This window comes from Methylobacterium sp. CM6244, assembly GCF_054817885.1.
In genome coordinates this window covers 3,483,140-3,507,751 of sequence record NZ_CM139247.1, presented here as the reverse complement: position 1 = coordinate 3,507,751, position 24,612 = coordinate 3,483,140, and the positions used below count along the sequence as shown (strand labels likewise).

Here is a 24,612-nt window from a genome sequence, read left to right as displayed (position 1 = left end):
TCGGCCGTGGAGGAAACATGAACGAGATCGTCAAGCCCGACTCCCTGATAGTCGCCCAGGCCGAGAGCCTGACCGAGACCTTCTTCGGCGGCTGCCCGCACGACTGCCCGGACACCTGCTCAATGATCTTCGAGGTCAAGGACGGGGAGCTGCTCGGTGCGCGGGGCAACCCGGATCATCCGATGACCCGCGGCGGCCTTTGCGTGAAGCTGAAGGACTACGAGAAGCGCCACTACCACCCGGACCGGCTGCTCTACCCGATGAAGCGGGTCGGGCCGAAGGGCTCCAAGCAGTTCGAGCGCATCACCTGGGACGAGGCGCTGGACACCATCGTGACGCGCTGGAAGGCGATCATCGACCAGTACGGCCCCGAGGCCATCGCGCCCTACAGCTACCTCGGCAACCAGGGCCTCGTGCACGGGCTGAACGGCGGCGATGCCTTCTTCAACCGCATGGGCGCCACCGTGATGGAGCGAACCTTCTGCGGCGAAGGCTCCTGCACGGCCTGGCTGCTCACGGTCGGCCCGACCGCCGGCCTCGATCCGGACAGCTACATCCACTCCAAGTACATCGTGATCTGGGCCTGCAACTCCGTCAGCACGAACCTGCATCACTGGGCCATCGTCAAGGACGCCCAGAAGAAGGGTGCCAAGGTCGTCGTCATCGACACCTACGCCTCGCGCACGGCCAAGGCGGCCGACTGGCACATCGCCCCGAAGCCCGGCACGGACGGCGCGCTCGCCATGGCGCTGATCAACTCGATCATCGAACAGGGCCTCGTCGACCAGGACTACGTCGACAACTACACGGTCGGCTTCGAGGAACTGAAGGAGCGGGCCAGCACCCGCACGCCCGAATGGGCCGCCGAGATCACCGGCGTCCCGGCCGAGGACATCCGCAAGCTCGCCCGCGAGATGGCGACCGAGCAACCGGTGGGCATCCGCATGGGCGTAGCGCTGGAGCGGCACTACGGCGGCGGCCAGACCATCCGGGCGGTGTCGTCCATCCCGGCGCTGACGGGCGCCTGGCGCCATGTCGGAGGCGGCGTCACGCAGTTCGGCGTGTGGGAGCACCCCTACAAGTTCGACGTGATGTGCCGGCCCGACCTGATCCCGGAGGGCACCCGCGTGGTCAGCAATCTCCAGATCGGACGCGCGCTCACCGGCGAGCTGAAGCTCGACCCGCCGATCATGTCGATGATGTGCTGGAACTCGAACCCCGTCACGCAGGCGCCCGAGACCGACAAGATCGTCGCCGGGTTGATGCGCGAGGACCTGTTTATGGTCTCCGCCGAGCACTTCATCTCCGACACGGCATCCTACGCCGACATCGTGCTTCCCGCCACGATGGGGGCGGAGATGGAGGACATGATCCTGTCGTGGGGCCACCTCTACCTGACCTACAACACCAAGTGCGCGGATGCGCCCGGCGAGGCTATCCCGAACAACGAGATCTTCCGCCAGCTCGCCGCCCGGCTCGGCTTCGAGGAAGAGAACTTCAAGTGGACCGACACGGAGTGCCTGGCGCACTACGTCGACTGGAACGCCCCGGCCTGCGAGGGCATCGACCTCCAGTACATGCGTGAGCATGGCTTTGCCCGCTTGAAAGTCGGCACGCCCGACGACCGGGCTCCGCACCGGGAGGGCAACTTCCCGACGCCGACCGGCAAGTGCATGTTCATGGTCGAGGGAGCCACCAACTTCGTCGCGCCACCGTTCCGGCAGATGTACGAGGGCTTCCAGCCCGGCGAAGCGCTCGATCCGCTACCCGACTACCTCGGCCCGCGCGAGTCCCACACCAACGACCCGGCACTGGCCAAGCGCTTCCCGCTCAACATCGTCTCGCCCAAGAGCCACTATTTCCTGAACTCGTGCTACGCGAACATGGAAGACAAGCAGAAGGGCCAGGGCGAGCAGTTCGTGATGATCAGTCAGCACGACGCCGATGCGCGCGGCATCCGGGAGGGCGACCGAGTGCAGGTCGCCAACGACCGCGGCGCCTTCAAGGGCGTGGCGCGCATCACCGAGGACGTGAAGGCCGGCATCGTGGTCGCGACGCTCGGCTACTGGCGTCAGCTCAACGAGGGCACGGTCAATAGCATCTCGTCGGGCGCCTTCACCGACATGGGCCACGCCCCGTCCTTCTCTGACAACCTCGTCGAGGTCGCCCGGGCGAACTAGCCGAGCGACGTTCCACGCAGGCACCCTCCAGAGGGTGCCTGCGCCTACGAACTTGCTTCGTTCGATGAGGGCTTACGAGGCTAGGCTTTATGCAGCCTGCCCCCGGACGGGCATCCACGACAGGCCGCCTCCGAAGCGACGGCAAAGGAATGACCCCGACATGAGCGACATCGCCACGGTTGCAAAAGCTTTCTTCGACGCCTGCGAGACGGGTGGTGGCTGGGAGGCTTGCGAGCGCTATTGCAGCCCTAACGCGACCTTCTCGGCCCAGGCCGACGCCTTGGCTGGCGTCACCTCGCTACGGGACTATACGGAGTGGATGAAAGGGCTTCTGACCTTCATCCCTGACGGTCGGTACGAAGTGAAATCCTTCGCCACGGACGAGGAGCGTCGGAACGTGGCTGCTTACGGTATCTTCCGCGGAACCCATATCGGGGAAGGCGGTCCGTGCCCACCGACCGGCAAGAGCACGTCGACCGATTACGTCCACATCATGCAGTTCGAGGGCGGCAGGATCGTCGGTATGACGAAGATCTGGAACGACGCCCAGGCCGTAAGGGAGCTTGGTTGGGCATAGCCCTCAAGGTGGCGGCCTCCTCTTCCAACGAGCTGTATGACGAGGTCGCCATCCGTTACCGCTCAATCCGGGTGAGCGAGCGGCAGCTTTCCTTGTGGCTGGTTCCGTAAGCGGGAGGGCCGAAAATCACCCGGCTTGGTCGTAGAGCGGACGATCGGGACCCGACCCAGACCAGTCATGCAGCGGACGGGCTGGACCCGACCCAAAGCGAACCCTTAGGCCTCGTGCCTGTTCATCAGGCCCCTGAGCGTCTCAGTTACGTGCTAACGGCTCGGGTAACGGACTGGTCGTGACGGAACGGAGATTACGTCTTGTCCGGCTCGGTCGAGGGAGCGGCAATGGCGCCCACGCCGTGGCCCAGGTCTAATCCCCTATGGGGCGGTACGCCGCTCGGCACTACGGGAGCGGCCGAGGCCTCGTCCCGCGCCTGTACGAGGCCGGCTTCTACCTCTTGGACGAGGTCTGCAAACTTGTACGGCTTACGGAGCAAGCGCGTACCCGGTGGCAACTCGTGCTGAAGCTCAGATCCAGCTCCCGAGGTGACAATGATGGCAACACTTGGCCAACGGTGGCGAACTAGGTGGGCGAGGGCAACACCATCGCCCACAATCCTGCGCCCCGTGATCAGCATGCGCACGGTGGCTGGTCCTTGAAGCACCTCCAATGCCTCGGTGGCGGTGCGGACCTCTATGGCCTGATAACCAATGTCCGTCAGCATGTCGGCGGTGACCATACGGACGAGCGGGTCAGTCTCTGCAATGAGGATAGCTAAAGGCCTGCTGTCAGACACAGACGTGCTCCGCGAGATCAGGGCGGGAGCGCTCGCTGCTCTCAGGCACTGGCGGCCGGGACCGAAGCCAGCGATACTTTCTTATGCACCAATTATCTACTGGACGCGATGGCCCTGCGTCGTGGCAGTTCGCCACCCAAAGAGTGCACCCGGGTACGGCCGCTTTCCACCCATCCTGATCGTAGAGCCGACCGACGGGTCCCGACCCAACCTCGCCGTTCAGATCACATTCGGCCTGGGCTGGAAGCGGCCGTTGATGCTTCTGTCTTGGCCTTCCTCGTCTGCACATGCCCTATCCCCCATGAGGTGCGTGCAGATCGCATAGATTGAAGCTCTGCCTTTAAGTGGCGAGGGCGTTCCTCTTCGTTTTGACGCCAGGGCTACCGAGATAGGCAATGATGCTGTCAGATACCGCTCGAGGGGCCTCGCGGGCTGGGAAATGGCCCACACCATCCAAAACGACCCGCTTATAGCCGTTCGCGAAATAGCGCTCTTGGCCTTCCGATTCACCCGGCGGGTCGCATCGATCCGCACCGCCCTGAATCATCAGCGTGGGCACATTGAGGAGTTCCGTCGCGTCGACCGCTTCGCGCAGGGACGTGTAGCGTGGATCTAGTTCCTCCGGCTTCCAGCGGCTCCGATAGCCATGGAGCGTGATTGTAGCCCAATCTGGATTCCGGAAGCTGCCCGCCACGGACGCGAACACCGCTTCGTCGAACCAATCCGTCGGTCCCCAAGTGTCCCACTGGATGCGCGCGAAGCTTTCCGGATCATCCCGGACCGCCGCTGCGCCTACGTCGGTCGTCATGAACCACTGGTACCACCAGCGTCGGCTCTGCTCGAACGAGGGCGTGGCGAAGCGCCCGCGCGGTGCGTAACCGATCGCAAGCGATGTGATCGAGGATACCCGCTCCGGTGCGAGTGCCGCTAGGATGTAGGCAGCCCGACCGCCCCAGTCGTGGCCGACAACCGCGCAGCGGTTCCAGCCAAGCGCGTCCATTAAATCGAGAGCGTCCCGGGCGATCGCCACGCCGGTCCCGTCGCGGGGAGTTTGGTCGGAAAGAAAGCGTGTCGGCCCGAACCCACGAAGCCAGGGGGCCACCCAACGATAGCCTTCCTCCTCCAGTGGGGGTGCGACGCCTCGCCAGCCGGTGGCATCATCCGGCCATCCGTGCAGAAGCAGAACCGGTTGACCATCCCGAGGGCCTCCGCTCTCGAAAGCGATGTCGAGAAGTTCGGTCTGGATATGGTCCACTGCAGTGCTCCGTCTTCTGCACAAGTGAATTGCCCAGGCGGCCGTGGGCCGCTGGAAGCAGGCATCGTTTAGTCATCCCGCGGATCAGAAATGCGAGAGACCTCCGCTGACGACGTTTCCGTCCCGGTCACGACGGTGTGCCACCGAGATCGGGGTGACCAGCGAAGGCGGCCGCCAACATGGTCACAAAGCTGCGCACCTTGCTGGCGATGTTGCGGTTGGCCGGATAGGCAGCGTGCAGCGGTATGACCGGCAGACGCCAGTCTGTCAGAACCGGTACGAGTGTGCCCGCGCGTATGGCTGGACCGACTACGAAGGCGGGCTCCAGCGCTATGCCCGCCCCTGCAAGGGCGGCGGCCAGCAGCGTCGGTCCGTTGTTGCATTCCAGCCGGGGCAGGATCGACACGTCGGCCACCTCACCGTCCCGCTCGAAACGCCAGTTGCGGCCCCAGCGCAGCTCGGAGAAATGAAGGCAGGCATGTGTCGCCAGTACCTGCGGGGTCGCCGGCGCGCCGCAGCGGGCAAGGTAGGACGGGGATGCGCACACGATCAGCGGGGACGCACCGATCTGCCGCGTGACGAGCGTAGGCTCGACAGCAAGCGCACCGCGGATCGCCAAATCAAAGCTCCCCCCGATCAGGTCTACCGCGTCGGTGGAAAGCTGAAGGTCGATGGAGACGGCCGCGTTCTCGGTCAGGAAGCGCGCGACCACCGGGGCGACGTGATCAGGTCCCAGGTCCGGAGGGGCCGCGATCCGCAGACGGCCCACCGCCTCGGTCTGGAAGGCCGTTGCCGCTTGCCCGGCATCCCGCACAAGATCTTGGAGGTCGGCGAGAGCCTCCCTGTAGACCGCGCCGGCTTCAGTCAGCCGCACGGCGCGCGTGGAGCGTTGCAGCAGCTGGACGCCTAGCCGCGCCTCTAAGGCGCGGATCTGCGCACCAACTGCGGAACGACCCATCTCAAGGTCTTCGGCTGCCGCCGTGAAGCTCGCCCGCTCGGCGACGGCAAGGAACGCCATGATGCCAGCCAGCGGGTCGGTGTTCTTCATGTGTCCGCTCATGCGCCAAGCGATGTACGATCATCGATCTTATCGCAGCGGATCGCAATCGGTAGCTCTGGGGAACCGCAACCACACCGACAGGAAGTTTACATGGCCGATGCCCTTTGGTTTACCACCGCCCGCCTGACCATCCATTTGTCGCAGAAAGACAATGCCGATGGGCTCACGCTGATCGAGCACCACATGGCGGAAGGCTTTGCCGTGCCGCTTCATGTCCATCGCGACGAGGATGAAAGCTTCTACATCCTGCAGGGTGAAGTGCGCATGCAGATTGAAGATGAGGTTCGCCAGCTGACACCGGGCGACGCGTTGACAGTCTCGGGTGGGACGCCGCACTCGTTCCGTGTGGTCTCGCCCGAAGCCCGGTTCCTGTCGATGACGACAGGTCGGTTCGAAGAAATGATCCGCAGCCTAGCCCAACCAGCAGAGGACGAGGGCCTGCCACCCCAAGCCGCGCCAACCGACGAGGGGGTCGCGGCGCTGGTTGCAGCCTGCGCTGCGCACGGCATCGAATTCCGGGGACCCGCGGTCGCCTGAAGCGCGGGGTGGCAGCTTTTGCAAATCGCCCTTCCAAAAGCTGCAAGTCTGAAAGCCACCCGAACTTGTCGTAGGTCCGACGGTACAGACTCTACCCAACCTTTCCTTCCTGATCGAGGCATGTGCGCTACCGTGGCTGGGAATGGTAGATCCGAATATTTAGTTGAGGTCGAACGGGTCCGTTAACACATGCGAAGAAGCAATGTACGTTTTCGTAGATGACGCTTACGGGAGGGCGGGCGCCAAGGCTGCGGGGCAACTTCGATGGGAAAGGTCTCAGTGACATCGGGGTCCCACGGCTGTGATGCACGCGGCAGCACGCCTTCATGGCGACGATGCAGGGCAACAGCTTAGTACTGACGGCGAGCACTGCGTCTCGCCGCATCCGAGGCCGGGACGACCCGATCTGTCACTTAGTATCCGAGAACCCGATAAGGCTTCGGAAGGCCCCCGGGATTGCGATGCCGAGTGGGGCCAAAGTGCACAGCCGCTGATGCGACGAACGCGAGACTGAGCACGTCCGACCGTTTCCTGGACTGGCATGCCTGCGTCGGGAAATCTGAAGGCCTAGCTGGCGTCCGGCGCCTTCAGGCTAACTTGCACCTGTATGGCTTCACGCCGCCTTCCGAGGCGTTTGCTCCCTCATAAATGCCAGGGCCTGCTCCGGTGTCATCGGCCTACCGAAGAGGAAGCCTTGGACCTCCGTGCACCCCGTCTGGGTTACAAGGGCGAGCTGATCCTCCGTCTCGACCCCCTCGGCGGTGATCGCGGTCCCGAGACGCTCGCCGATGCTGACCACGGCGCGGACGATGGCCTGCGCGTCAGGGTCATCGATCTCGCGTACGAACGACCGGTCGATCTTGATCTTGTCGAACGGGAAGCGCCGAAGATAACTTAGGCTGGAGTACCCTGTCCCGAAATCATCCAGCGCGATCCGCACGCCGATGGACCTCAGCCTGTGCAGGCAGGCGATGACCGCGTCGCTGTCCTGGATCATCAGGCTCTCCGTGATCTCCAGTTCGAGCCTGTCGGCCGCCAGACCGGCGACAGCAAGGGCGTTCGCGACCGCCGCTTCGAGGCCGGGTCTCTGGAACTGGACCGCCGAGACGTTGACGGCGATGCGCGCCTGGATCGGCCACGACGCGGCGAAGCGGCAAGCCTCCTCCAGGGCCCAGGCTCCGAGGGGAACCACCAGGCCGGTCTCCTCGGCGATTGGGATGAACTCGGCCGGCGAGACCATCCCGCGGGTCGGATGCGGCCAGCGCATCAGAGCCTCGAAGGCACGGACGTGCCCGTCCGCCAGCGCGACGACGGGCTGGTAATGCAGCCGGAACTCACCCTTCCGATGGGCCAGGTGCATGTCGAACTCAAGCTTGTTCCGGTCCTCCAGCGCTTCGTCCATTCCCTGGGTGTAGACTTGCAAGCTGTTCCGTCCGGCGGCCTTCGCCCGGTAGAGGGCCAGGTCGGCGTGGTGATGCAGGAGCTCCACCTCCAGTCCATGCTCCGGTGCGTGCGCGATCCCGACGCTTGCGCCGATGGTCACGACCTGGCTGCCAAGATGGATGGGTTGGCCGATGGCGTCGATGACGGTCCGTGCGAGCGCTTGCGCGTCCTCAACCCCGGTCTCCGGCAGGATGATCGCGAACTCGTCCCCACCGAGGCGGGCGATGACGCCGTCATTCCCGACCGAGTCCCTCAAACGGTCTGCGACGACCCGCAGGAGCCCGTCCCCGGCATGGTGTCCGAGGGTATCGTTGACGGTCTTGAAGCGGTCAAGATCCAGGCAGAGCAACGCGGCTGGACCGTTTCCGATATCCGCGAGGCATCTTTCGAGGGTGGCGTGGAAGACCATACGATTGGGCAGGTCGGTGAGGTTGTCGTGGCTCGCGACGTGGGCGATGCGTGCCTCGGAGACCTTTCGATCCGTAATGTCGATCTGGAGGCCGACGCAGCGGGCGGGCTCGCCGGTCTCGTCGTCGAGCATGCGTCCGAAAGACTGCATCCATCGTGGCTCGGCCGGGACGGCAGGGTTGGCGACGCGGAACTCGCAGCTGTACGTGGACCGGTCCGCGATGGCTCGCTTGACCTCGTCCCAGACCCCCGGAAGGTCCTCGGGATGGACCTGCGCCTTCCAATCGGCCAGCGGGATCTCCATAGCGTCCTGGCCGACCGGGATCGGAAGGTTGTGCATGCGGGCGCTCATAGGCGAGAGCCGGACGACGTCGTCGCGCATGTCCCACTCCCAGATGCCCGCCTCGGCCGCCTCCTGGGCGAGACGCAGGAGGTCTCCGGTCGCCTTCAGCGCGTTCTGTGCCGCGATGATGTGGTCGATATCGAGCGCCGTACCGAGCCACTCGATCACCTCTCCGCTGCGCTGGATGGGGATCATGACGATGCGGTGCCAGCGGTAGTCCCCGTCATGCCGCCTGAGGCGACCTTCGAGCTCGAAAGCCTGCTTGCTTGAAACCGCGGCCTCCCAGGCGTTCGACATGCGCTCGACGTCGCCCGGATGGTTGCGGCTGTGAGTTCGCCCGCCCGACCTTTCGGTCTCGCCGTAGTAGGTGCGGAAGCTTGCGTTCCTGTAGGCGGTGACGCGTTTTTCGGGCGAGACGGTCCAGACCATCTGCGGCAGGGCATCGGCGAGCGAGGCGTAGCGGCTTTTTGCGTCGCGCAGGGCATCATCGGTATCCGCCAGCGTCGACGCCACGCGGCGATGCTCGGTCCGATCCTGGTAGACGCGCAGGTTCGCGGTGACGACCTCGGCCAGGTCGCGAAGTTGGTTGGCCTGCTCTGTCGAGAAGCGTCGTGGTTTGGTGTCGATGATGCAAAGCGATCCGACCCGGATGCCGGACCTCAGGATCAGCGGTGCACCGGCATAGAAACGGATGCGTGGCTCTCCCATGACAAGGGGGTTCGTCCTGAACCGGGCATCCTCCCGCGCATCCTCGACGACGAGGACCTCGTCAGCCAGAATGGTATGGTTGCAGAACGCGATGTCCCGGGACGTCCCGTCGTCGCTCATTCCGCAGCGTGCCTTGAACCACTGCCGGTCCTCGTCGAGTAGCGAGACCAGCGCGATTGGCGTTCCGAACAGGACCTTGGCCGTTCGGCAGATCGCGTCGAACTGGGTCTCCGGTGCGGTATCGAGGATGTTCAGGTCGCGCAGGGCGGCGAGGCGCTCGGTTTCGTTGGCGGGGCGCGACAAGGAGATGTCCCTCGGCGTAGACTCCAGGATCGGGCGATCCACGATCTTCGAAAAACTAAAAGTGATGTCTCGCCGATGGCGAGTTAATCGATCCTTGATACTGCCGGCATCGCTGCCGAAGATCGTAGGCTGGGAATGGACGTCCCCACGCGCGGCCGGCCAATTTACGCCCGGCGTCGCGAACGGCCGATCCCGCGGCAGTGCATGACTTCCCGCTTAAAGCCGTTCGCGGTGTCATCGTCGTGCGAACAGGGCGTCGTTTCGATTGCGCCAGACATCGTCGGCGAGCCACTTGTAATCCTGATCCGGCATGAGGGGGATGCTCTTGATCTCGGAATCCGGAAGGGGAAGGAAGAAGCTATCCCACTCCTGCGTCACCCTGAGGGAGCGGATCGGCACGACGATGCTGTCCTTGCCGGGAGTGAAGAAGCCACCTGAGGCAACGATGGCGTAGTCCCGGCGGTCCTTGCTCCCGAAGATGACGTTCCTGACCTCTCCGACGATCCTGTCGTCGGAACTGCGAACCTCCGCGCCAACGATCTGGTCCGTCCTCAGTCCAAGCACGAGATCTTCGACATCGACGAGCGGCATGGCCCCTTTCCGGTCGCGCCGGCCTTCCATCGCCCCCCGACGGACCTTCGGGGCGCGCGCCGCCATCTGCTCCTCGGCCGCATCCTCGTCGTTGTCGCCTAGGCCTGTCATGGCAGGTCCGGCGACCAGTTCGCGGATGTTCCCCATCAGGCGCTCGCAATCCGCATGGCGCCCGTAGGACCACAGCGTGAAAGCCGCATCCCGTAGACTCCGAAGATCTTTTACGGTCTGCCGATTGGCAGGTCCGTGAAGGTCGGGCCGTTGCAGGATGGCCTCCTCAAGCTTCGCATCCGCAATTTGACATTCGGCAAGGGCGGCACCACCCCCAAGCGTGCAAAGGAGTGAAGCGGCGGCCACGAATTGGAGGGGGTTCATCAAGAGCCTAATTTATAAACGTGGCGAAATATGTAATATTATATAGCTGTGTTTTATTAAAGAAATTTATTGAATGAGAAAAGGCTTTTCAACGTAGGGCGTGCTTCCAGCGTGGAATTAAAGCTGCCCAAAGAGAGCGCTTGATTGTCCCTGGCCTCGTCCTTGCAGCTGATTGCCGGCCGTTCTTCGCCGCGATGCCTGGGGGCAGTATGTCGGCCACTGCGTGGATACGCCGGCGTTATCCTCTCGACTGAGACTCGTTTTCCGGTGATTGGATCCAGTATGGCCACGATTTGCCTCGCTACCGTAAATCGAGCGGAGCTCTGCTACGGTCAAGGTTAAGATGTTAAGCCTTGATATGTTCCAGCCTCAATTTAGAAATACGATTTTTATTTTGGCACGGAACGTCGGTTTGGACTAAATCAGGACGCGGTTATTGTTCTTCGCAGATTGCAGCGTATATCGATTGTATCGCTGGCCACTGGTTTTGGGCGTCGGCGCCTGAGAGTTCGATGTGCTCCCGCCTGATCCACGCGGGGAGCGACATGGCGCGCAATACCTTCGATCCACACGACGAGCGGCTTACCATCGTCCAGGGTTCGGTCGGGGGGACCGGCCTCTCCACCGTGCGTTGCGATGTCCGGCGCTCTCACTTGTCGATCTCCGGGGAGCCACCTCTCGCGGTCGAGCCGGCCATCATCGTGCGGGATGCCTCCGTAACGACGGGGAGCGCCTTTTCCTTCCGGGGAGAGGCGCCTGGGTCCACGAATGAGGACGCCGTGCTATCAGCTCCCCTCGATCAGACTCCGTCGACTCGCGTGGCGCCGGATCTATCTCTTAATCTCGCATCGACGGGAGCTCTGGCTTGAGGGGGTCCGAGGGTTCGGAGCCTTCACTCGAAAGCCGGAACGCCGCGCTCGAAGCGGAGATCGCCCGACTGAGGCGAGCCCTCGACGAAGCCGTCCGGCGCGGGGGCGCCGGGTCGTCTTCCAGCGTCATGGAGCAAGAACGTGAAATCGCCGAGGGCCGGGCTGCCCTTGCGCTTGCGGAGACACGCCTGGCCGAATGCGAGCTATCACTCGTCGACATGATGGCACGCCTCGCATCGCTTGGACTGAGCGAGGCCCGCTATCGCCTCGCCGTCGAGAGTGCCAGGGACTACGCAATCTTCACCTTAGATCTCTCCGGGCGCATCACCGGATGGAACACCGGAGCGGAAAACCTGCTCGGGTGGGACGAGGAGGAGGCTATCGGCCGGCCCGTCAACCTCATCTTCACGCCCGACGACAATGACGACGCCATCGCCGAGGAGGAGATGCGCTTGGCCGTCACCGAGGGCCGGGCCGACGACGACCGCTGGCATCTGCGCAAGGACGGCGGACGGTTCTGGGCCAACGGCCTCATGATGCCGATGCGCGACGACGCAGGCGGCCTGACGGGCTTCCTGAAGATCCTGCGGGACCTCACCGAGGCGCAGCTAGCCAGCGAGCACCAGCAGATCCTCATCCACGAGCTCAATCATCGGGTAAAGAACACGCTCGCCACGGTGCAGGCCTTCACGACGCAAACGCTACGGTCGGCGGTATCCCTGCAGGAGGCACGGGATGCGATCACAGCGCGCTTGATTGCCCTTGCCAAGGCGCACGACGTGCTCACCGCCGATAAGTGGGAAAGCGCCGACCTGGGCCGACTGGTGCAGGACGCGCTGAGCCCCCATCACGCCCTTGCGCAACGTTGCCGCTGGGACGGCGAGCCCGTGCGCGTGGTGCCGCGGTGTGCGCTGGCGCTGTCGATGATGATGCATGAACTCGTGACGAACGCGACCAAGTACGGGGCCCTGTCGAATGAGACGGGGACCGTGACGGTATCCTGGGCAGCGTTTGACGCCGTCGGAGCTTCGCCCGAGGCTATGCAACGCCTCAGGCTGCGCTGGCAGGAGGCGGGCGGGCCACCGGTGCTGCCCCCGACCCGGCGGGGCTTCGGCAGCCGGATGATCGAGAGGGGCGTGGCCAACGAGCTTGGGGGAGAGGCGCGCATCCTCTTCGAGTCGGACGGCCTCGTTTGCACCCTGGACATTCCGCTCGAACCAATTTGAGGCGCATGCACGGGCGCAGGACGTCTCACGGAACTGGCGGGAGCGGCCCGTGTGCTCTGCAGGGCACCTCGCCGCCACGAGGCGGCCGGCCAGCTTCGAGGATGCACATGGGTCCACGGTCCTTCGTGTCGGTTTTCGTCCTCGCGTGCGCCATCGGGCCGTCGTAAGCTGAAGATCACCCAGGAGGTCGGGGCCGATGGCTGATAGACGGGAACTCTACCAAAGCCCCAATGGGGATTCCTGGCACCTGGGCCGCGAACCGACGAACGGCCGGGCATTCGTCATCCATCAGCCAAACGGCCCGTCAGGCGGACGGCTTCGCCACATCGAACTCGGTACCTTTCTGAGCGACGGTACGGGTAAGCCCGAACAGCTGGCGCTGCTGCGCTTGATCGGAACGCTCGTGGACGTTCCCCCTTACGCCGGCCGGGCGGACGGCGTGGAGCCGACGGTCATGCCGCCACCCACGTCATAGAAGCGAAGTCGGATCCACCCAGGAACGTGGACGGTCTTCGTGCATGGTGCAATGCAACAGATGCATGTCGCGCACGTTGAAGCCTCGCTACCCTCGCATCGCCGCGTGAGGGACGGCATCGGGTCCATTCGCTCGTCGGGCGAAGCCGCTGTGCTACTATCACGCCGGAAGTCGTCCCGATGCACCCCGCTCGCCACCCTCGTGCTTGCCATTCTCCCGCTGCCCGCCCTGGCTTCGTCCTGCGCTAAGCAGATCGGCACCATCGAGCGTCGTCTTTACAGTGCCGGTTCCGTCGAAGTCATCAGCCTGCAGGAGGGCCACGCCCGCCGCACGGGCTCCCCGTGTGCTGTTACCGGCGTACGGCTCGGTGCCCCGAGTGACCCCAAGTTCGTCTCGACGGCTGACTAAGTCGCCGCAGCCAAAAGGTTCATCGTCCGGGCGGCCGACGAGGGCCGGCGCGGCGACAAGCGCGCCTGCTAGAACACGATGAGCGAGGCAAAGGGCATCATCGGTGACTTGCCGTAAGCCGAAGGTCCCACGTGGTTTCAATATGGGAACGCAAAGCGATGCTCGGCCCCGCCGAATTCGAGGACATGAGACTGGACATCGTGGCCGCCGAGCAGGCGCGCCTGTACGACGTCGCCTACGCAAGCCTGAACCGGCATTGGACCAGCCGGGGGGCGACGTCCGTCGGTAGTATCACCCGTATCTGCGAACTGGTCTATGCAAGGGCTGCCGAGCGCCCTCAATCGGACTGGAAGGCCGTCGTCTCGGAAGCCACTGCCGAAGCCGGCTTCCACGTGCGATGGAACGGTGACGAAGTGATCGCGCTTGACGCGCGGTCGTGACAACGACCAGGGGTTCGATCTGGCGCGCAGGGCCAATTTGGCCGGGGATGTCATGCATCAAGACGGCACTCGGCTGACGAGATGTTTCGATCTGCGGCCGGTTATGGCTAGATGCGCGTCCTGACGAGATCGAACCGGTAGCCGTCGTCAGACGTCCCGCAAGCATCTGTTATCGTTCGGCAGATCCACACCGTCTTTATCAGGCCGCCTCAGGCACGACTCTCAGCGCGAGAATTGCCTCGGCCTCGAAGAGGGCCGCTACGGCCCTACCAAGCCTGTTCAGCACGACCTCATCCATCATGACCGGGAATGCCATCTCCAACGCCCGTGTCGCTCCGACGATGGCCGCCCGCGCTGCCGGCGAGCGCGGCGTACGTCGAATTTCGATGATGGGCATGGAGCATCCTTTGGGGCTTCGAGTATGCGCTCTGATTGGCTATTTGCCTAAGCATATTGCGGATTGCCCCGGTGGGCTGCCCGCCGGTCAGACGGACTCCGTCACATCCAACTCCCGTTGTTGATCCGTCCCCTGATCGGCTGCCGCTCCGCTAGGGTATGGGCTTGGGCGATCCCGGCCGCGAGGGCGACGGAGGCGGAGGGGTAAGAGCCCGTGGACCGGTACGGGTGGTAGCCCGCCGTCGTGATCGACCATCGGAAGCGGCCCTTCTCGCTCCGGCAGGCCGAGACGGCCACGCTGTGGTCGGGCAACGAGGGAATGCGCATCGTTCCGTCATCCCACATGGGACGGCCACGACCAAGCGGTATCGGTTCTCGCGTAGGCTACTTGGCAAAGGCTGTCGGAGAGCCGCGGTGCGCTCATTGACACGGCCGAGCTCGGGGACCTTATGACCCTAGCCTGCAGGATGCATCCCGTGACGATAGAGACCCCGAGCCCAGCCGCGTGGACGGCGGATCACCTGCGCCTCGCCGTCGACGCGGCGGGAGTGGCGCTGTGGTCCTGGAACGTCGACAACGACTCCTTCACGATGGACGCGCGCGGCTACGGCCTTTGGGGGGCCCCCCTCGACCGGACGGTGACCTTCGAGGACCTATCGGCGTTCATCCACCCGGCGGACCGCGACCGGGTTCGCGCGGCCTTCTCGGCGACCCGGGCCCTCATGGGCACCTACGAGATCGATTTCCGCATCATGCACGGGAAGGACGTGCGCTGGGTCTCGGCCCGGGGCCAGGGCAACGACCATAACATCGTCGGTCGGACCATGTTCGGCGTTTTCCTCGACGTGACCGGCCGCAAGCAGGCCGAGGAGGGCCATGAGCTTCTCGCCGGCGAGATGAGCCACCGGGTCAAGAACCTGCTCGCTATCGCTTCCGGCCTGACCGCCATCACCTCGCGTTCGACGACGACCTCCGTCGACATGGCCCGCGAGCTGACGCAGCGCCTCACCGCCCTGGACCGGGCCCACGACCTCGTCCGGCCGCTGCCCGGCAGCGAGGGCAAGGCCGCGCTCCTCGGCGACCTGATCGCGATCCTCCTGGCGCCCTACGACGACATGGGTGCCTTCAGCGGCCGCATCCGCGTATCGGTGCCGCGGATGGGCGTCGGCGAGGCCGCGGCGACGACCCTGGCGCTCGTCGTGCACGAGCTCGCCACCAACTCCCTCAAATACGGCGCGCTCTCGGTTCCGACGGGCACTCTCGACGTTTCCTGCTCCTCGCAGGCGGACGTAGTCGTAATCGCATGGACGGAGAGGGGTGGGCCCGAAGTGGCCGAGCCTTCTGGGCCCGGGGGATACGGAAGCAAGCTTCTCGAACGTGCCATGACCCGACAACTTGATGGCTCGATCCACCGGGAATGGAATACGGCCGGCGTCGTCGCCACCCTCACGATGAACAAGGCCTATCTCTCTTCCTGAGACGTGCGGTCCAGCCAGCCGGCAGACCCGCATCGAGCTGGAGTCGGTGTAAAGGACGGCCTTGCCTTCAGCACCTGCATCCTACTTGGTTTCCGACACGCCAATGGTGCGTCGCTCGCTCGACGCTAGAGCAGCATCCATTGCCTGGGGGTATCAGGTGTAATTCATCGTGCATCACGGCAACACTTCACGGTAGTTCCCGACCGAACTTCGGTCGGGAACTCAAAGGTACTGATCGAACAGGGACGGTTCCGGCCCTCATCCTGCCGGTCAGGCCGCGGAGAGAGTTTGACCCGAGCCCTTCCGGAACGAGGTGAAACGGTCCTGCTCGTCGAGCGGCACATCCATGACGCAGCTCAGCCCAGCGGCGTCGAAGTCGAGATGCACCGTTCCTCCGAGCTCATGGCTGATGCCCCCGTTGATCAGGCGCGTGCCGAACCCCCTGCGGTGGGGCACTGTGACAGCCGGCCCGCCACTCTCGCGCCATTCCATCACGAGCCGGCGCGCGCCGCCCTCCGTCGTCGCCACGCGCCACGCGATGTCCACGCGCCCCGCCTCATCGGAGAGGGCCCCGTACTTGGCGGCGTTCGTGGTGAGTTCGTGCAGCGTCATGCCGAGAGCCAGAACGTAGCGCGGCGGCAGGTCGAGGTCGGGACCATCGATCCGGAACCGGTTTTCACTGCCATGGAGAAAGGGGGCGAGCTCGTTCTCCAGCACCGTCCGGAGCGACGCCCCAGTCCAGTCGTCGCGCGAGAGCAGGTCGTGGGTCTTCGAGAGTGAGATGATGCGTCCCTCAAGCCGCTCGCCGGTCTCGTCGGTCCGACGCGACTGGCGGGCCAGGGACTGAACAGTTGTAAGCGTGTTGCGGACCCGGTGGTTGAGCTCGTGCAGCATCATGGTCTGACGCTCCTGTAGGAGGTGGCTCCGCGAGATCTCGGAACGTAGCTCGCCTTCGTGCTTCTGCAGCGAGATTGCCATGGCGTCGAAGGCCTCCCCGAGTTGGCCGAACTCCGAGGGACCCGAGAGTCCAGACCGCGCGCCTAGGTCGCCGAGCCGCCAGGCAGAGGCAGCCTGCAGCAGTCGCTGAACGGGACGGCGTATGAAGGCGCGCCCGGCAAGGAACGCAGCCAAGAGTGCAGCGAGTGCACCGAGGATGATGAGGATCACCCCCCGTTGCGTCGCCGCGTCGATGTCGGCGAAGGCCGCTTCTGGCGAGAGACCCACCGCGACCGTAATGGCATCGAGATCGTCCGGCGTCGCAGCGGCGATGCCCGTGATTCGCATGTTTCCGCGCAGGCCAGGCAAATCGATGACCTTGCCGCGGCTCTGCGAGACTGCCGACCAGAACTCGGGTGTAAGAGGCTTGCCGACCCAATCGGTGTGATCGGGTAGTCGAAGTAGGATGGAGCCGTTCCGGTCCGCGACGGTCAGCGTGGCATTCGGGGGGAGCCCGGCCCGTGCCTGGTGTCCAGCAAGATGATCCAGGTCGATGCTGGCCACGACGACTCCGACCGGCTGACCATCGGGTCCTGGTATGGCCTGGGCGAACTGCCAGGTTGGCCGCTTGGTGATCCGTCCGGTCACGAACCCTCCGACGGTGAATCCGCCCGTCCGCATCGCGTCCTGGAAGTAGCCACGGTCGGCTAGGTTGTACGCTCCGCGCGCCGTGCCCAGGGTGTTGCAGACGATGCTCCCATCCGTGTCCGCCACCCCGAAGAAGAAAGCGCCGGGCACCTTTCCGAGCAGGGTCCTCAGGTAGGCCGTGCAGCTGAGTGGGTCCTTACCCTGGATCTCCGGCACCTCGGCAAGGATGCCGAGAACCTGCCGGGTGCCGCGTCCGAACTGGCCTAGGTCGGCGGCGACGCTGCGGGCGGCGCGCATCGCCTCGCCTCGCACGGCCTCGCCTCGCGCAGAGCGGAGCGCGTACTCATTGTAACCTTGGATGGCGAGGGCGGGCATGAGCGCGAGCGCCACAAGCCCGACGATGCGTTTGGTCAGAGGCATGAGGAAATCAACTCAGCGCCCAGGGCTCGAGCAGGCATAGAGGTTCGGCGCCCCAGTACATGGGCCTGGGTCCGCCTCCGGCGAGGGCCATGCATTCCACGTCCATAGGGATCCGAGCTTCAGGCAGCAGCGACATCGAGGACCTCCTGCATGGAAGCAAGGGGAGCCTCCAGTCGGCAGACGAGGCCTGTGGGCGCGTAGGTGAGCTTGACCTCCCCGCCGACCTCGGCCGCGAAGCTCCGCTCGATCAGACGCGAGCCGAAACCTTTTCGCGATGGCTGGGCGAGGATGGGCGGCCCCCCGTGCTCGGACCAGGTCAGGCAGAAGCGCGGGGCGTCGCCCTCGTGCACTACGTGCCAGCGCAGGTCCACGAAGCCTGTATCGTTAGAAAGCGACCCATACTTGGCCGCGTTAGTGGCGAGCTCGTGCAGGGACAGGGCGAGCGACAGGGCGGCCTTGGCCGCCAGGAGGACGTTGGGTCCACTCGTACGGAGGCGTCCGCCCGCGGCCCCGACATGCACGCCGAGCGCCCCATCCACCACTTCTGAAATGGGAGCGGCCGTCCAGCTAGCCGCGGTAAGGATGTCGTGCGCACGGCCGAGCGAGATCAGTCGGGCGGCAAAGGCCTCCCGCATCTCGTTGACGTCCGTCGATCCGCGTAGGGTCTGGCTGGCGATGGCCTGCACTAGGGCGAGCGTATTCTTGACCCGGTGCTGTAATTCGCCGGTGAGGAGCCGCTGGTACTCCTCGGCCTTCCTACGCTCCGAGATGTCCAGCATGGCGCCGATCATCCGAACCGCTTGCCCGGTTCCGTTGCGGATGACGTAGCCCCGGTCGAGGACGTAAGCGTAGGTATCGTCCGCGCGCAGGAAGCGGTACTCGTCGGTCCAGGCCGTTCCGATGCCGTCGATGACGGTATGGATCGAGGCGTCGATGCGGCCACGGTCCTCGGGATGGATGTGCCCGATCCACCAGTCGCCGGTCGGGTCCACAGCCTCAGGCGAATGGCCGTAGGCGGCCTGCAGCGCGTCGTTCCAAAGCACCTCGTTGGTGGCGAGGTTCCAGTCCCAAATCGCGTCGTTGGTGGCCCGAGAGGCTAGTCGGTAGCGTTCCTCGGTCTCGCGCAGAGTCTGCTCGGCCCGCCGGGCCTGGGTGATGTCGCGTGCTGTTCCGATGAGCCGAAGCGGTCGCCCGTCCTCGAATAGGGTCTGCCCCTTAGCGGAGACCCAGCGTTCGATCCCGTCCTCCGGAGAGATGGTGCGGTAGATGATGTCGTACGTGCCGTCGCCCTTCGGATCGATGGCGGCGGTGACCGCCGCGTCCGCCCTCTCGCGGTCGTCCGGGTGCAGGCGGGCGAGGTAGACATCGAGGTCGACGTTAGCATCGGGGCCCAGGCCAAAGAAGGAGCGCGTGCGCAGGTCCCACTTCAGCACGTTAGACACGAGGTCGAAGTCGAAGATGCCGGTGCCCGTCGCCTCTACCGCGAGTCGCAACTGCTCTCGTGTCTCGCGAAGGTCTTCTTCGACCTGGCGTCGGTCATGGATGTCGCTCGTATTCCCGAGCCACCCCACAACGGCGCCGGCGCCGTCCCGCATGGGCTCCGCCCGGATCAGGAACCAGCGATAGGCGCCATCGGCATGACGGAGGCGGGCCTCGGTGTCGTAGACGACCTCGCGCGAGCGAGCGTTATCCCAAGCCCTCGTCAGCCCAGGTAAGTCGTCGGGGTGAATGACGTCGGTCCAGCCGGACGGCAACGCCTGCTCCAGCGTCTGTCCGGTGTAGGCGTACCAACGGTCGTTGAGGTAGCTGAGGCTGCCGTCGGGCTTGCCGAACCAAACCACGGTTGGCGCAAGCTCGGTCAGGGTCTGGAAGCGCTCTTCTGCGACCTTGCGCTCGTGGATGTCGAACGAGGTACCAATCCAGCTGCGCACATTCCCGTCGGCATCATGGACCGGGCGCGCCCGCGATAGGAACCAGCGATACTGGCCATCGGCACCCCGCAGCGGGAACTCGACCTCGTAAGGCTGACCCGATCCCGCCGCCGCCAGCCAGGCCCGGCGCGTCGGTTCACGGTGGTCAGGATGGATCACACCCATCCAGCTCGTCTCCCCGGTCTCGTCCGTGGGCAGGCCGGTATAGTCGTACCAATAGGCGTTGCAGTAGGTGACGTTGCCGTCCGCATCGCCGAACCAGACCACCTGGGGACTGACCTCGACAAGGGAGCGGTAGCGCAACTCGCTGGCCTGCAGGGCTGCGCCGGCGTCACGCTGCTCGGTGCGGTCACGCAGAATCTTCAGGAAACCGACGGTTCGACCGTCTTTCGACCTCAGGGGCATCATCTCGCCGGAGGCCCAAAACCGAGTGCCGTTCTTACGCATGTGCCAGCGCTCGTCGGGTGCGCTGCCGTTCTCCTCGGCCAGACGCATCTCGGTCGCGGGCCGTCCGCTCAAGCGGTCATCGGGCGTGAAGACCGCATCCAACCCCTGGCCAAGCATCTCGGCCTGCGTCCAGCAAAGGATCCGCTCCGCACCCGTGTTCCATCTGGTCACACGCCCCTCGATGTCGGTGGCCACGATGACGTAGTCCGTGGCGCTGTCGAGGATGCGCTCGTGCAGGAGGCGTTCCTCCTCCTGGGCACGCAACGACTGGCGCAGCTCCATCTGCGCCATGGTCTGACGCGCGAGGCGGGCAAGGCCCTTGCGCTGGCGCTCCGTCAGGTCGTGCGGCTTGGTATCGAGGACGCAGACCGTGCCGATGGGATGGCCTTCGGCGGTCTTGAGAAGGGCACCGGCGTAAAAGCGCAGGCCAGGGTTTCCGGTGACGAGCGGGTTGCCCTCGAAGCGCGGATCGCGGGTCGCATCGGGAACATACAGGAAGTCCTCCTGCAGGATCGCCTGCCGGCAGAACGACGTCTCCAGCGGCGTCTCGCGCACGCCAAGACCCACCTCGGCCTTGAAGAACTGGCGCCCGTCTCCGATCAAATTCACCACGCCGATGGGCACGTCGCAGAGTTCGGCGGCGGCTTCCGCGATCTCGTCGAAGTCCTGCTCCCGCGGCGTATCCAGCAAACGGTAGCGGTCGAGTGCACGAAGGCGTTCGGCCTCCTCGTCACTCATTGTTGCGCGATCCATGAGAGGGTTAGGCACAAGCAGCCTGGATCGTTCCGATCAATGAGGATTCCGACGGCGGAGGCAACCACATTCGAGCTTTCCTGTTCGACGCAAGCCGGGACACCCTCATCGGCTTCGAAGCGGTATCGCGATGCTGATGCGAAGGCCGTCGTAATCCGCCGCAACGTCGACCTTGGCGCCTGTCTGCGCCGCAAGTATTCGATTGATCAGCCGCATGCCGAACCCTTCACGGGTGGGCAGCGCTGGCGGTGGACCGTCGTGTTCGTTCCAGACCCATGCCAGCCACCTGCCCTCCGTACGATCCTCCACCGTCCAGGTCGCCGTGACCCGGCCATCCGGATGTGCCAGTGCCCCGTGACGGAGGGCGTTGGTGGTCAGCTCGTGCAGGGCCATGCCAACAGGCACTGCGAGTTCGGACGGAAGCCTCACGGACGGTCCCCCAAGCGTGATGCGCCCGTTCTCGTTGTACGGATCGAGCTCCGCCCTCAGCAGGCCCTCGAATGAGACGACCTGTGCTTGATTTTCGGTAATCAGGGCATGGGTCCGGGCAAGCGAGACGATGCGGTTTGTAAAGGCACGGCCGAACTCCGCCATTGTCATAGACGACCGCATGGTTGCGTTCAGGACAGCCTGGACGGTCGCGAGGGTGTTCTTTACGCGATGGTGGAGCTCGCGGACCATCATGGCCTGCCGGTCCTCGAAGGCACGGCGGTCGGTGACGTCGCGCTGGGCCGAGACCCAATGCGTGATACGGCCCTCGCCCTCCCTGACGGGGGTAATTAGCCATTCGACAATGTAGGTCGAGCCATCCTTGCGGTAGTTCAGCGCCTCGCCCTGAAAGGCCTCCCCGCACTCAAGCGATGCGCGAGCGCGGTCGAGCTCGGCGCGTTCGGTCCTGAGTCCTTGCAGAAAACGCGGGCTCCGGCCGATGACCTCGTCCAGTTGGTAGCCGCTTAGGCGAACGAAGGCGCCGTTCGCGTACTCGATCCGCGGACCGGGTTCGTCGAGGTCCGCCGTAGTGATCAATATGGCTTCCCCGGTCGCCTCAACCGCGGCCTTCAACAGCCTGAGATCGATATCGCCCGGCCCACTCGCTTCACCCAACGGCACCGCATACTCTCCCGCGGCCACGGAAACGCCGTGGCCCTGTCTACAGACCGGACGGGACGTAGGACCCGACCACAGGAATGGAACCCAAGTTAAACGACTCGGTTGCCGCGACGTACCATGTGTCACGTCCCCGCCTGTAATCTCGTGGATTGGAAGTGAAATCATCACGCTTGGTAGGTGTCGGGAGGGCTTGCGAAGTGTGGTATGCGGACCCTGTCCGTTCGCTCCAGAGCGGACCTTCACCCTCTGACCCGACTTGGTCGTACGAGTTGCCTCTAGGTCTGCTGGAAAGTGGACGTGGGTCCCGGTCAGCCCCGACCAAGCGGGTCGAGCGCGCCCGCATCCAGTTGTTCGAGAATGCGCATCAGCGCCAGGCGGTTGTTTTTGTCTTCCGCGTTGTCGAGCGCATCCTGTAGCACCAAGCGGATATCCTCGGCTTCGACCTTCTCCATGTCCCAGTCCGGATAAAGACGCTCGCGCTCTTCCTCGCTCTGGCTCAGCGAAACGATGTCATAATGCCGCTTGTCGCGATGCAGGGTCGCGATCAGTTTCTGTATCTCGGCGGCCGGCCCCTCGATCCACTGGAAGAAGACGCCGCTGCCGAAAACCAGCACCCCGGTGATGCCGTGTGCGAGATTGTTGCGCTGGGCCGCCTCGACGATGCGGGAGACTTCGGCATCGTCAACGCCTTCGGCAGCACGACTACAGTAGACAAAGTGGTAGAGTGGAATGAGCGCATCGTCGTCAGAATCGACGCCGCGCGGGATGCCGTATTCGTCGAACATGAGTGAGCTCGCTTCATTTATGCCAGGGAGACCACGACGTCGCATGAAGGCGGCCATGGGGCGGATCTCCCCTGGGGCGTCGGTCACATCCGGCTAGCCGTCATCTATTTCTTGCAGCTTTTCGAGCCGCCCATTAGGCGCATGAAGCCTCATCGTGTTCGGGTTCAGATGCAAGGCGCTCGAATATTCTGAGAGCTTGCAAATGAGTGGCTTGGTCTAGTGCTCCGTTCGCAACTTCAGCCTGTGACCACATCCAAGATCGGGCTGGATCGTCACGCATAGCCCAGCGGGGAAACAATCGGTCCGTCACGGTGTGATAAGACAACCGCCTGATCTCCAAATGCCGGTCGTCCCTCACGATCCGGGCATAGGTGGCATCGAGTGCTTCGGCCGAGCCCTCCAACAACTGCATGTAAACATCCGCCCTGCAGATGAGAGCGCCAGTGATCCCATCGCGTGCGTTGCATCGCCGCGATTGCGTCAGGATGCCATTGAGCATCGCTTGATCGAAACCAAACGGTCGTGAGGCATAGATGAGCTGAATGACGGACATTTCTGCTGGATCCTATCAGGCCGTCGGATCGGTAGCGGTATCTACATTCGGTCGGCCGAAGGCTCGAAGGATGAGACATCGCTTCGGCGATTGCAGATTGTTCAGGGCCTCTTCGAGCGCTCGGAGCTTGTAGACGAGAGCAGTCTCTGTGCGAGCAGTACGGCGGTTGCGGCATCGACCGCTGAGGCATCGGCACCGACGCGTTCGACATATTCGGGATGCTCAAGGAAGACGGGCCCCCCGACGATGACGCCGATAGAAGGGTTGAGTGACGCGCGTCTCACCGCCTGGATCGAGGCCGCGAGGTGATCGAGGTGGCTCTCCCGGCTCAGCGTCAGACCCACAATGCCAAACGGTTCAGAACCGACGAGATCGGCGATCTCCCTGGGGCTGGAGGCAAGGCCACTCGCCACATGCCATCCGGCCTTGCGCATGAACTGCTCGACAATTGCCAAGCCGAAGGTGTGGAGTTCGCCGGGTGCTCCCATCAGGAGGATACGGCGCTCGCTATCGTAGGGCGCGATGTCTCCGTCCGAGCGGAACGCGGCCAACAGGAACTGGAGTTGGGCGAGGCCGGCCGTGACCTCGATAAAGTCGCACAGATCGTCGTCCCACATGCGTCCCAACAAGGCCGCAGAAGGTGCCAGCAGGTCGAGGAACAGGTCGTCGACGCAATAGCCCTTGGCCATTAGGACTGAGAACGCGTTCATGACGGCCGTCACGTCGTGCCCGAGGATCAGATCGGTGAAGCCAGCGACCGTTTCCGTATTTAGCTTCGGCAAAACGTCCGACCGGACATGCCTCTCGCCACGATCGAGTAAGATCAGCCGGGGGATGATGTCCGTCTGAACGATGCGGCTGAGCGCCAGGGTTCGCTGGCGTGCCCCATCGACGGATCGTCGTCGTGCATAGTCCTCCCGGACATACGCCGCTTCAGCGATCCCCGCCGAGATCAGACCCGCCCACTCCCGGTGCGTCGATCCTGGATCCAGCATTGCCTCATCCCTATGGTCCGGGGTTCGAGTCCCCGTTTGTTATTGACCGTCGTCCGGCGAGTACGGGACGCAAGAGAGACGCAAATGTACCAATTGTAAAGGAGGTAACTTTCCAACTGCAGCCAACCGATATCCGCAGTTTACGACGGGCAGAGAAATACGGTCTCATTCG

General features: G+C 64.2%; 20 protein-coding genes. 8 read left to right on the top strand and 12 right to left on the bottom strand.

Annotated features, from left to right (window positions below):
- The first annotated feature begins 17 nt into the window (after positions 1-17).
- Complete coding sequence (locus ACYQML_RS16385; RefSeq protein ID WP_461233416.1) at positions 18-2,180, top strand: molybdopterin-containing oxidoreductase family protein; 2,163 nt, start codon at positions 18-20, stop codon at positions 2,178-2,180.
- Positions 2,181-2,340: 160 nt separating this feature from the next.
- The gene (locus tag ACYQML_RS16380) at positions 2,341-2,757 is read left to right on the top strand and encodes an ester cyclase (RefSeq protein ID WP_461233415.1); all 417 of its coding nucleotides are present in this window, start codon (positions 2,341-2,343) and stop codon (positions 2,755-2,757) included.
- A 1,130-nt stretch (positions 2,758-3,887) separates the two neighbouring features.
- Here ACYQML_RS16380 and ACYQML_RS16375 read toward each other — a convergent pair.
- Positions 3,888-4,802 (bottom strand): alpha/beta fold hydrolase, encoded by a 915-nt coding sequence (locus ACYQML_RS16375; RefSeq protein WP_461233414.1) that lies wholly within the window; start codon positions 4,800-4,802, stop codon positions 3,888-3,890.
- Positions 4,803-4,929: 127 nt separating this feature from the next.
- The gene (locus ACYQML_RS16370; RefSeq protein ID WP_461233413.1) at positions 4,930-5,850 is read right to left on the bottom strand and encodes a LysR family transcriptional regulator; all 921 of its coding nucleotides are present in this window, start codon (positions 5,848-5,850) and stop codon (positions 4,930-4,932) included.
- Between the two features lie 102 nt (positions 5,851-5,952).
- Here ACYQML_RS16370 and ACYQML_RS16365 point away from each other — a divergent pair, with 102 nt between their 5' ends.
- Positions 5,953-6,399 (top strand): cupin domain-containing protein, encoded by a 447-nt coding sequence (locus ACYQML_RS16365; protein WP_461233412.1) that lies wholly within the window; start codon positions 5,953-5,955, stop codon positions 6,397-6,399.
- Between the two features lie 613 nt (positions 6,400-7,012).
- Here the strand turns inward: ACYQML_RS16365 and ACYQML_RS16360 are convergent.
- Positions 7,013-9,604, bottom strand: a complete 2,592-nt coding sequence (locus ACYQML_RS16360) for a sensor domain-containing phosphodiesterase (RefSeq protein ID WP_461233411.1) — start codon at positions 9,602-9,604, stop codon at positions 7,013-7,015.
- Between the two features lie 234 nt (positions 9,605-9,838).
- The gene (locus tag ACYQML_RS16355) at positions 9,839-10,570 is read right to left on the bottom strand and encodes a PRC-barrel domain-containing protein (RefSeq protein ID WP_461233410.1); all 732 of its coding nucleotides are present in this window, start codon (positions 10,568-10,570) and stop codon (positions 9,839-9,841) included.
- A 997-nt stretch (positions 10,571-11,567) separates the two neighbouring features.
- Between ACYQML_RS16355 and ACYQML_RS16350 the strand changes: the two genes are divergently transcribed.
- The 4 genes from ACYQML_RS16350 to ACYQML_RS16335 all read left to right on the top strand — a co-directional run bounded on the left by ACYQML_RS16350 (position 11,568) and on the right by ACYQML_RS16335 (position 13,988).
- On the top strand, positions 11,568-12,665 hold the full coding sequence (locus ACYQML_RS16350; protein WP_461233409.1) for an HWE histidine kinase domain-containing protein: 1,098 nt from the start codon (positions 11,568-11,570) through the stop codon (positions 12,663-12,665).
- A 196-nt stretch (positions 12,666-12,861) separates the two neighbouring features.
- Positions 12,862-13,140, top strand: coding sequence for a hypothetical protein (locus ACYQML_RS16345; protein WP_461233408.1), 279 nt, complete (start codon positions 12,862-12,864; stop codon positions 13,138-13,140).
- A 201-nt stretch (positions 13,141-13,341) separates the two neighbouring features.
- Positions 13,342-13,548: a hypothetical protein gene (locus tag ACYQML_RS16340; protein WP_461233407.1), complete on the top strand. Its 207-nt coding sequence runs from the start codon at positions 13,342-13,344 to the stop codon at positions 13,546-13,548.
- Positions 13,549-13,706: 158 nt separating this feature from the next.
- On the top strand, positions 13,707-13,988 hold the full coding sequence (locus ACYQML_RS16335) for a hypothetical protein (RefSeq protein WP_461233406.1): 282 nt from the start codon (positions 13,707-13,709) through the stop codon (positions 13,986-13,988).
- Positions 13,989-14,187: 199 nt separating this feature from the next.
- On the opposite strand, the gene ACYQML_RS16330 is transcribed toward ACYQML_RS16335, so the two are convergent.
- Both ACYQML_RS16330 and ACYQML_RS16325 read right to left on the bottom strand, forming a co-directional pair.
- Complete coding sequence (locus ACYQML_RS16330) at positions 14,188-14,385, bottom strand: hypothetical protein (RefSeq protein ID WP_461227927.1); 198 nt, start codon at positions 14,383-14,385, stop codon at positions 14,188-14,190.
- A gap of 101 nt (positions 14,386-14,486) precedes the next feature.
- A complete protein-coding gene (locus tag ACYQML_RS16325; protein WP_461227926.1) occupies positions 14,487-14,711 on the bottom strand; it encodes a hypothetical protein in 225 nt (74 codons plus the stop codon).
- Between the two features lie 149 nt (positions 14,712-14,860).
- On the opposite strand from ACYQML_RS16325, the gene ACYQML_RS16320 reads away from it, so the two are divergent.
- Positions 14,861-15,862, top strand: a complete 1,002-nt coding sequence (locus ACYQML_RS16320) for a sensor histidine kinase (protein WP_461233405.1) — start codon at positions 14,861-14,863, stop codon at positions 15,860-15,862.
- A 270-nt stretch (positions 15,863-16,132) separates the two neighbouring features.
- Here the strand turns inward: ACYQML_RS16320 and ACYQML_RS16315 are convergent, their stop codons facing one another.
- From ACYQML_RS16315 to ACYQML_RS16290, 6 genes are all read right to left on the bottom strand, one after another.
- Positions 16,133-17,866 carry an HWE histidine kinase domain-containing protein gene (locus tag ACYQML_RS16315; protein ID WP_461233404.1) on the bottom strand — a complete coding sequence of 578 codons (1,734 nt, stop codon included), beginning with the start codon at positions 17,864-17,866 and terminating at the stop codon, positions 16,133-16,135.
- Positions 17,867-17,985: 119 nt separating this feature from the next.
- Positions 17,986-20,982: a PAS domain-containing protein gene (locus ACYQML_RS16310; RefSeq protein WP_461233403.1), complete on the bottom strand. Its 2,997-nt coding sequence runs from the start codon at positions 20,980-20,982 to the stop codon at positions 17,986-17,988.
- Positions 20,983-21,102: 120 nt separating this feature from the next.
- Positions 21,103-22,107 (bottom strand): HWE histidine kinase domain-containing protein, encoded by a 1,005-nt coding sequence (locus tag ACYQML_RS16305; protein ID WP_461233402.1) that lies wholly within the window; start codon positions 22,105-22,107, stop codon positions 21,103-21,105.
- A 308-nt stretch (positions 22,108-22,415) separates the two neighbouring features.
- Positions 22,416-22,949: a BLUF domain-containing protein gene (locus tag ACYQML_RS16300; protein ID WP_461233401.1), complete on the bottom strand. Its 534-nt coding sequence runs from the start codon at positions 22,947-22,949 to the stop codon at positions 22,416-22,418.
- Positions 22,950-23,025: 76 nt separating this feature from the next.
- Entirely contained in the window at positions 23,026-23,445 is a 420-nt protein-coding gene (locus tag ACYQML_RS16295) for a BLUF domain-containing protein (RefSeq protein ID WP_461233400.1), read from the bottom strand.
- Positions 23,446-23,546: 101 nt separating this feature from the next.
- Entirely contained in the window at positions 23,547-24,440 is an 894-nt protein-coding gene (locus tag ACYQML_RS16290; RefSeq protein ID WP_461233399.1) for a cobalamin B12-binding domain-containing protein, read from the bottom strand.
- Positions 24,441-24,612: the final 172 nt, after the last annotated feature.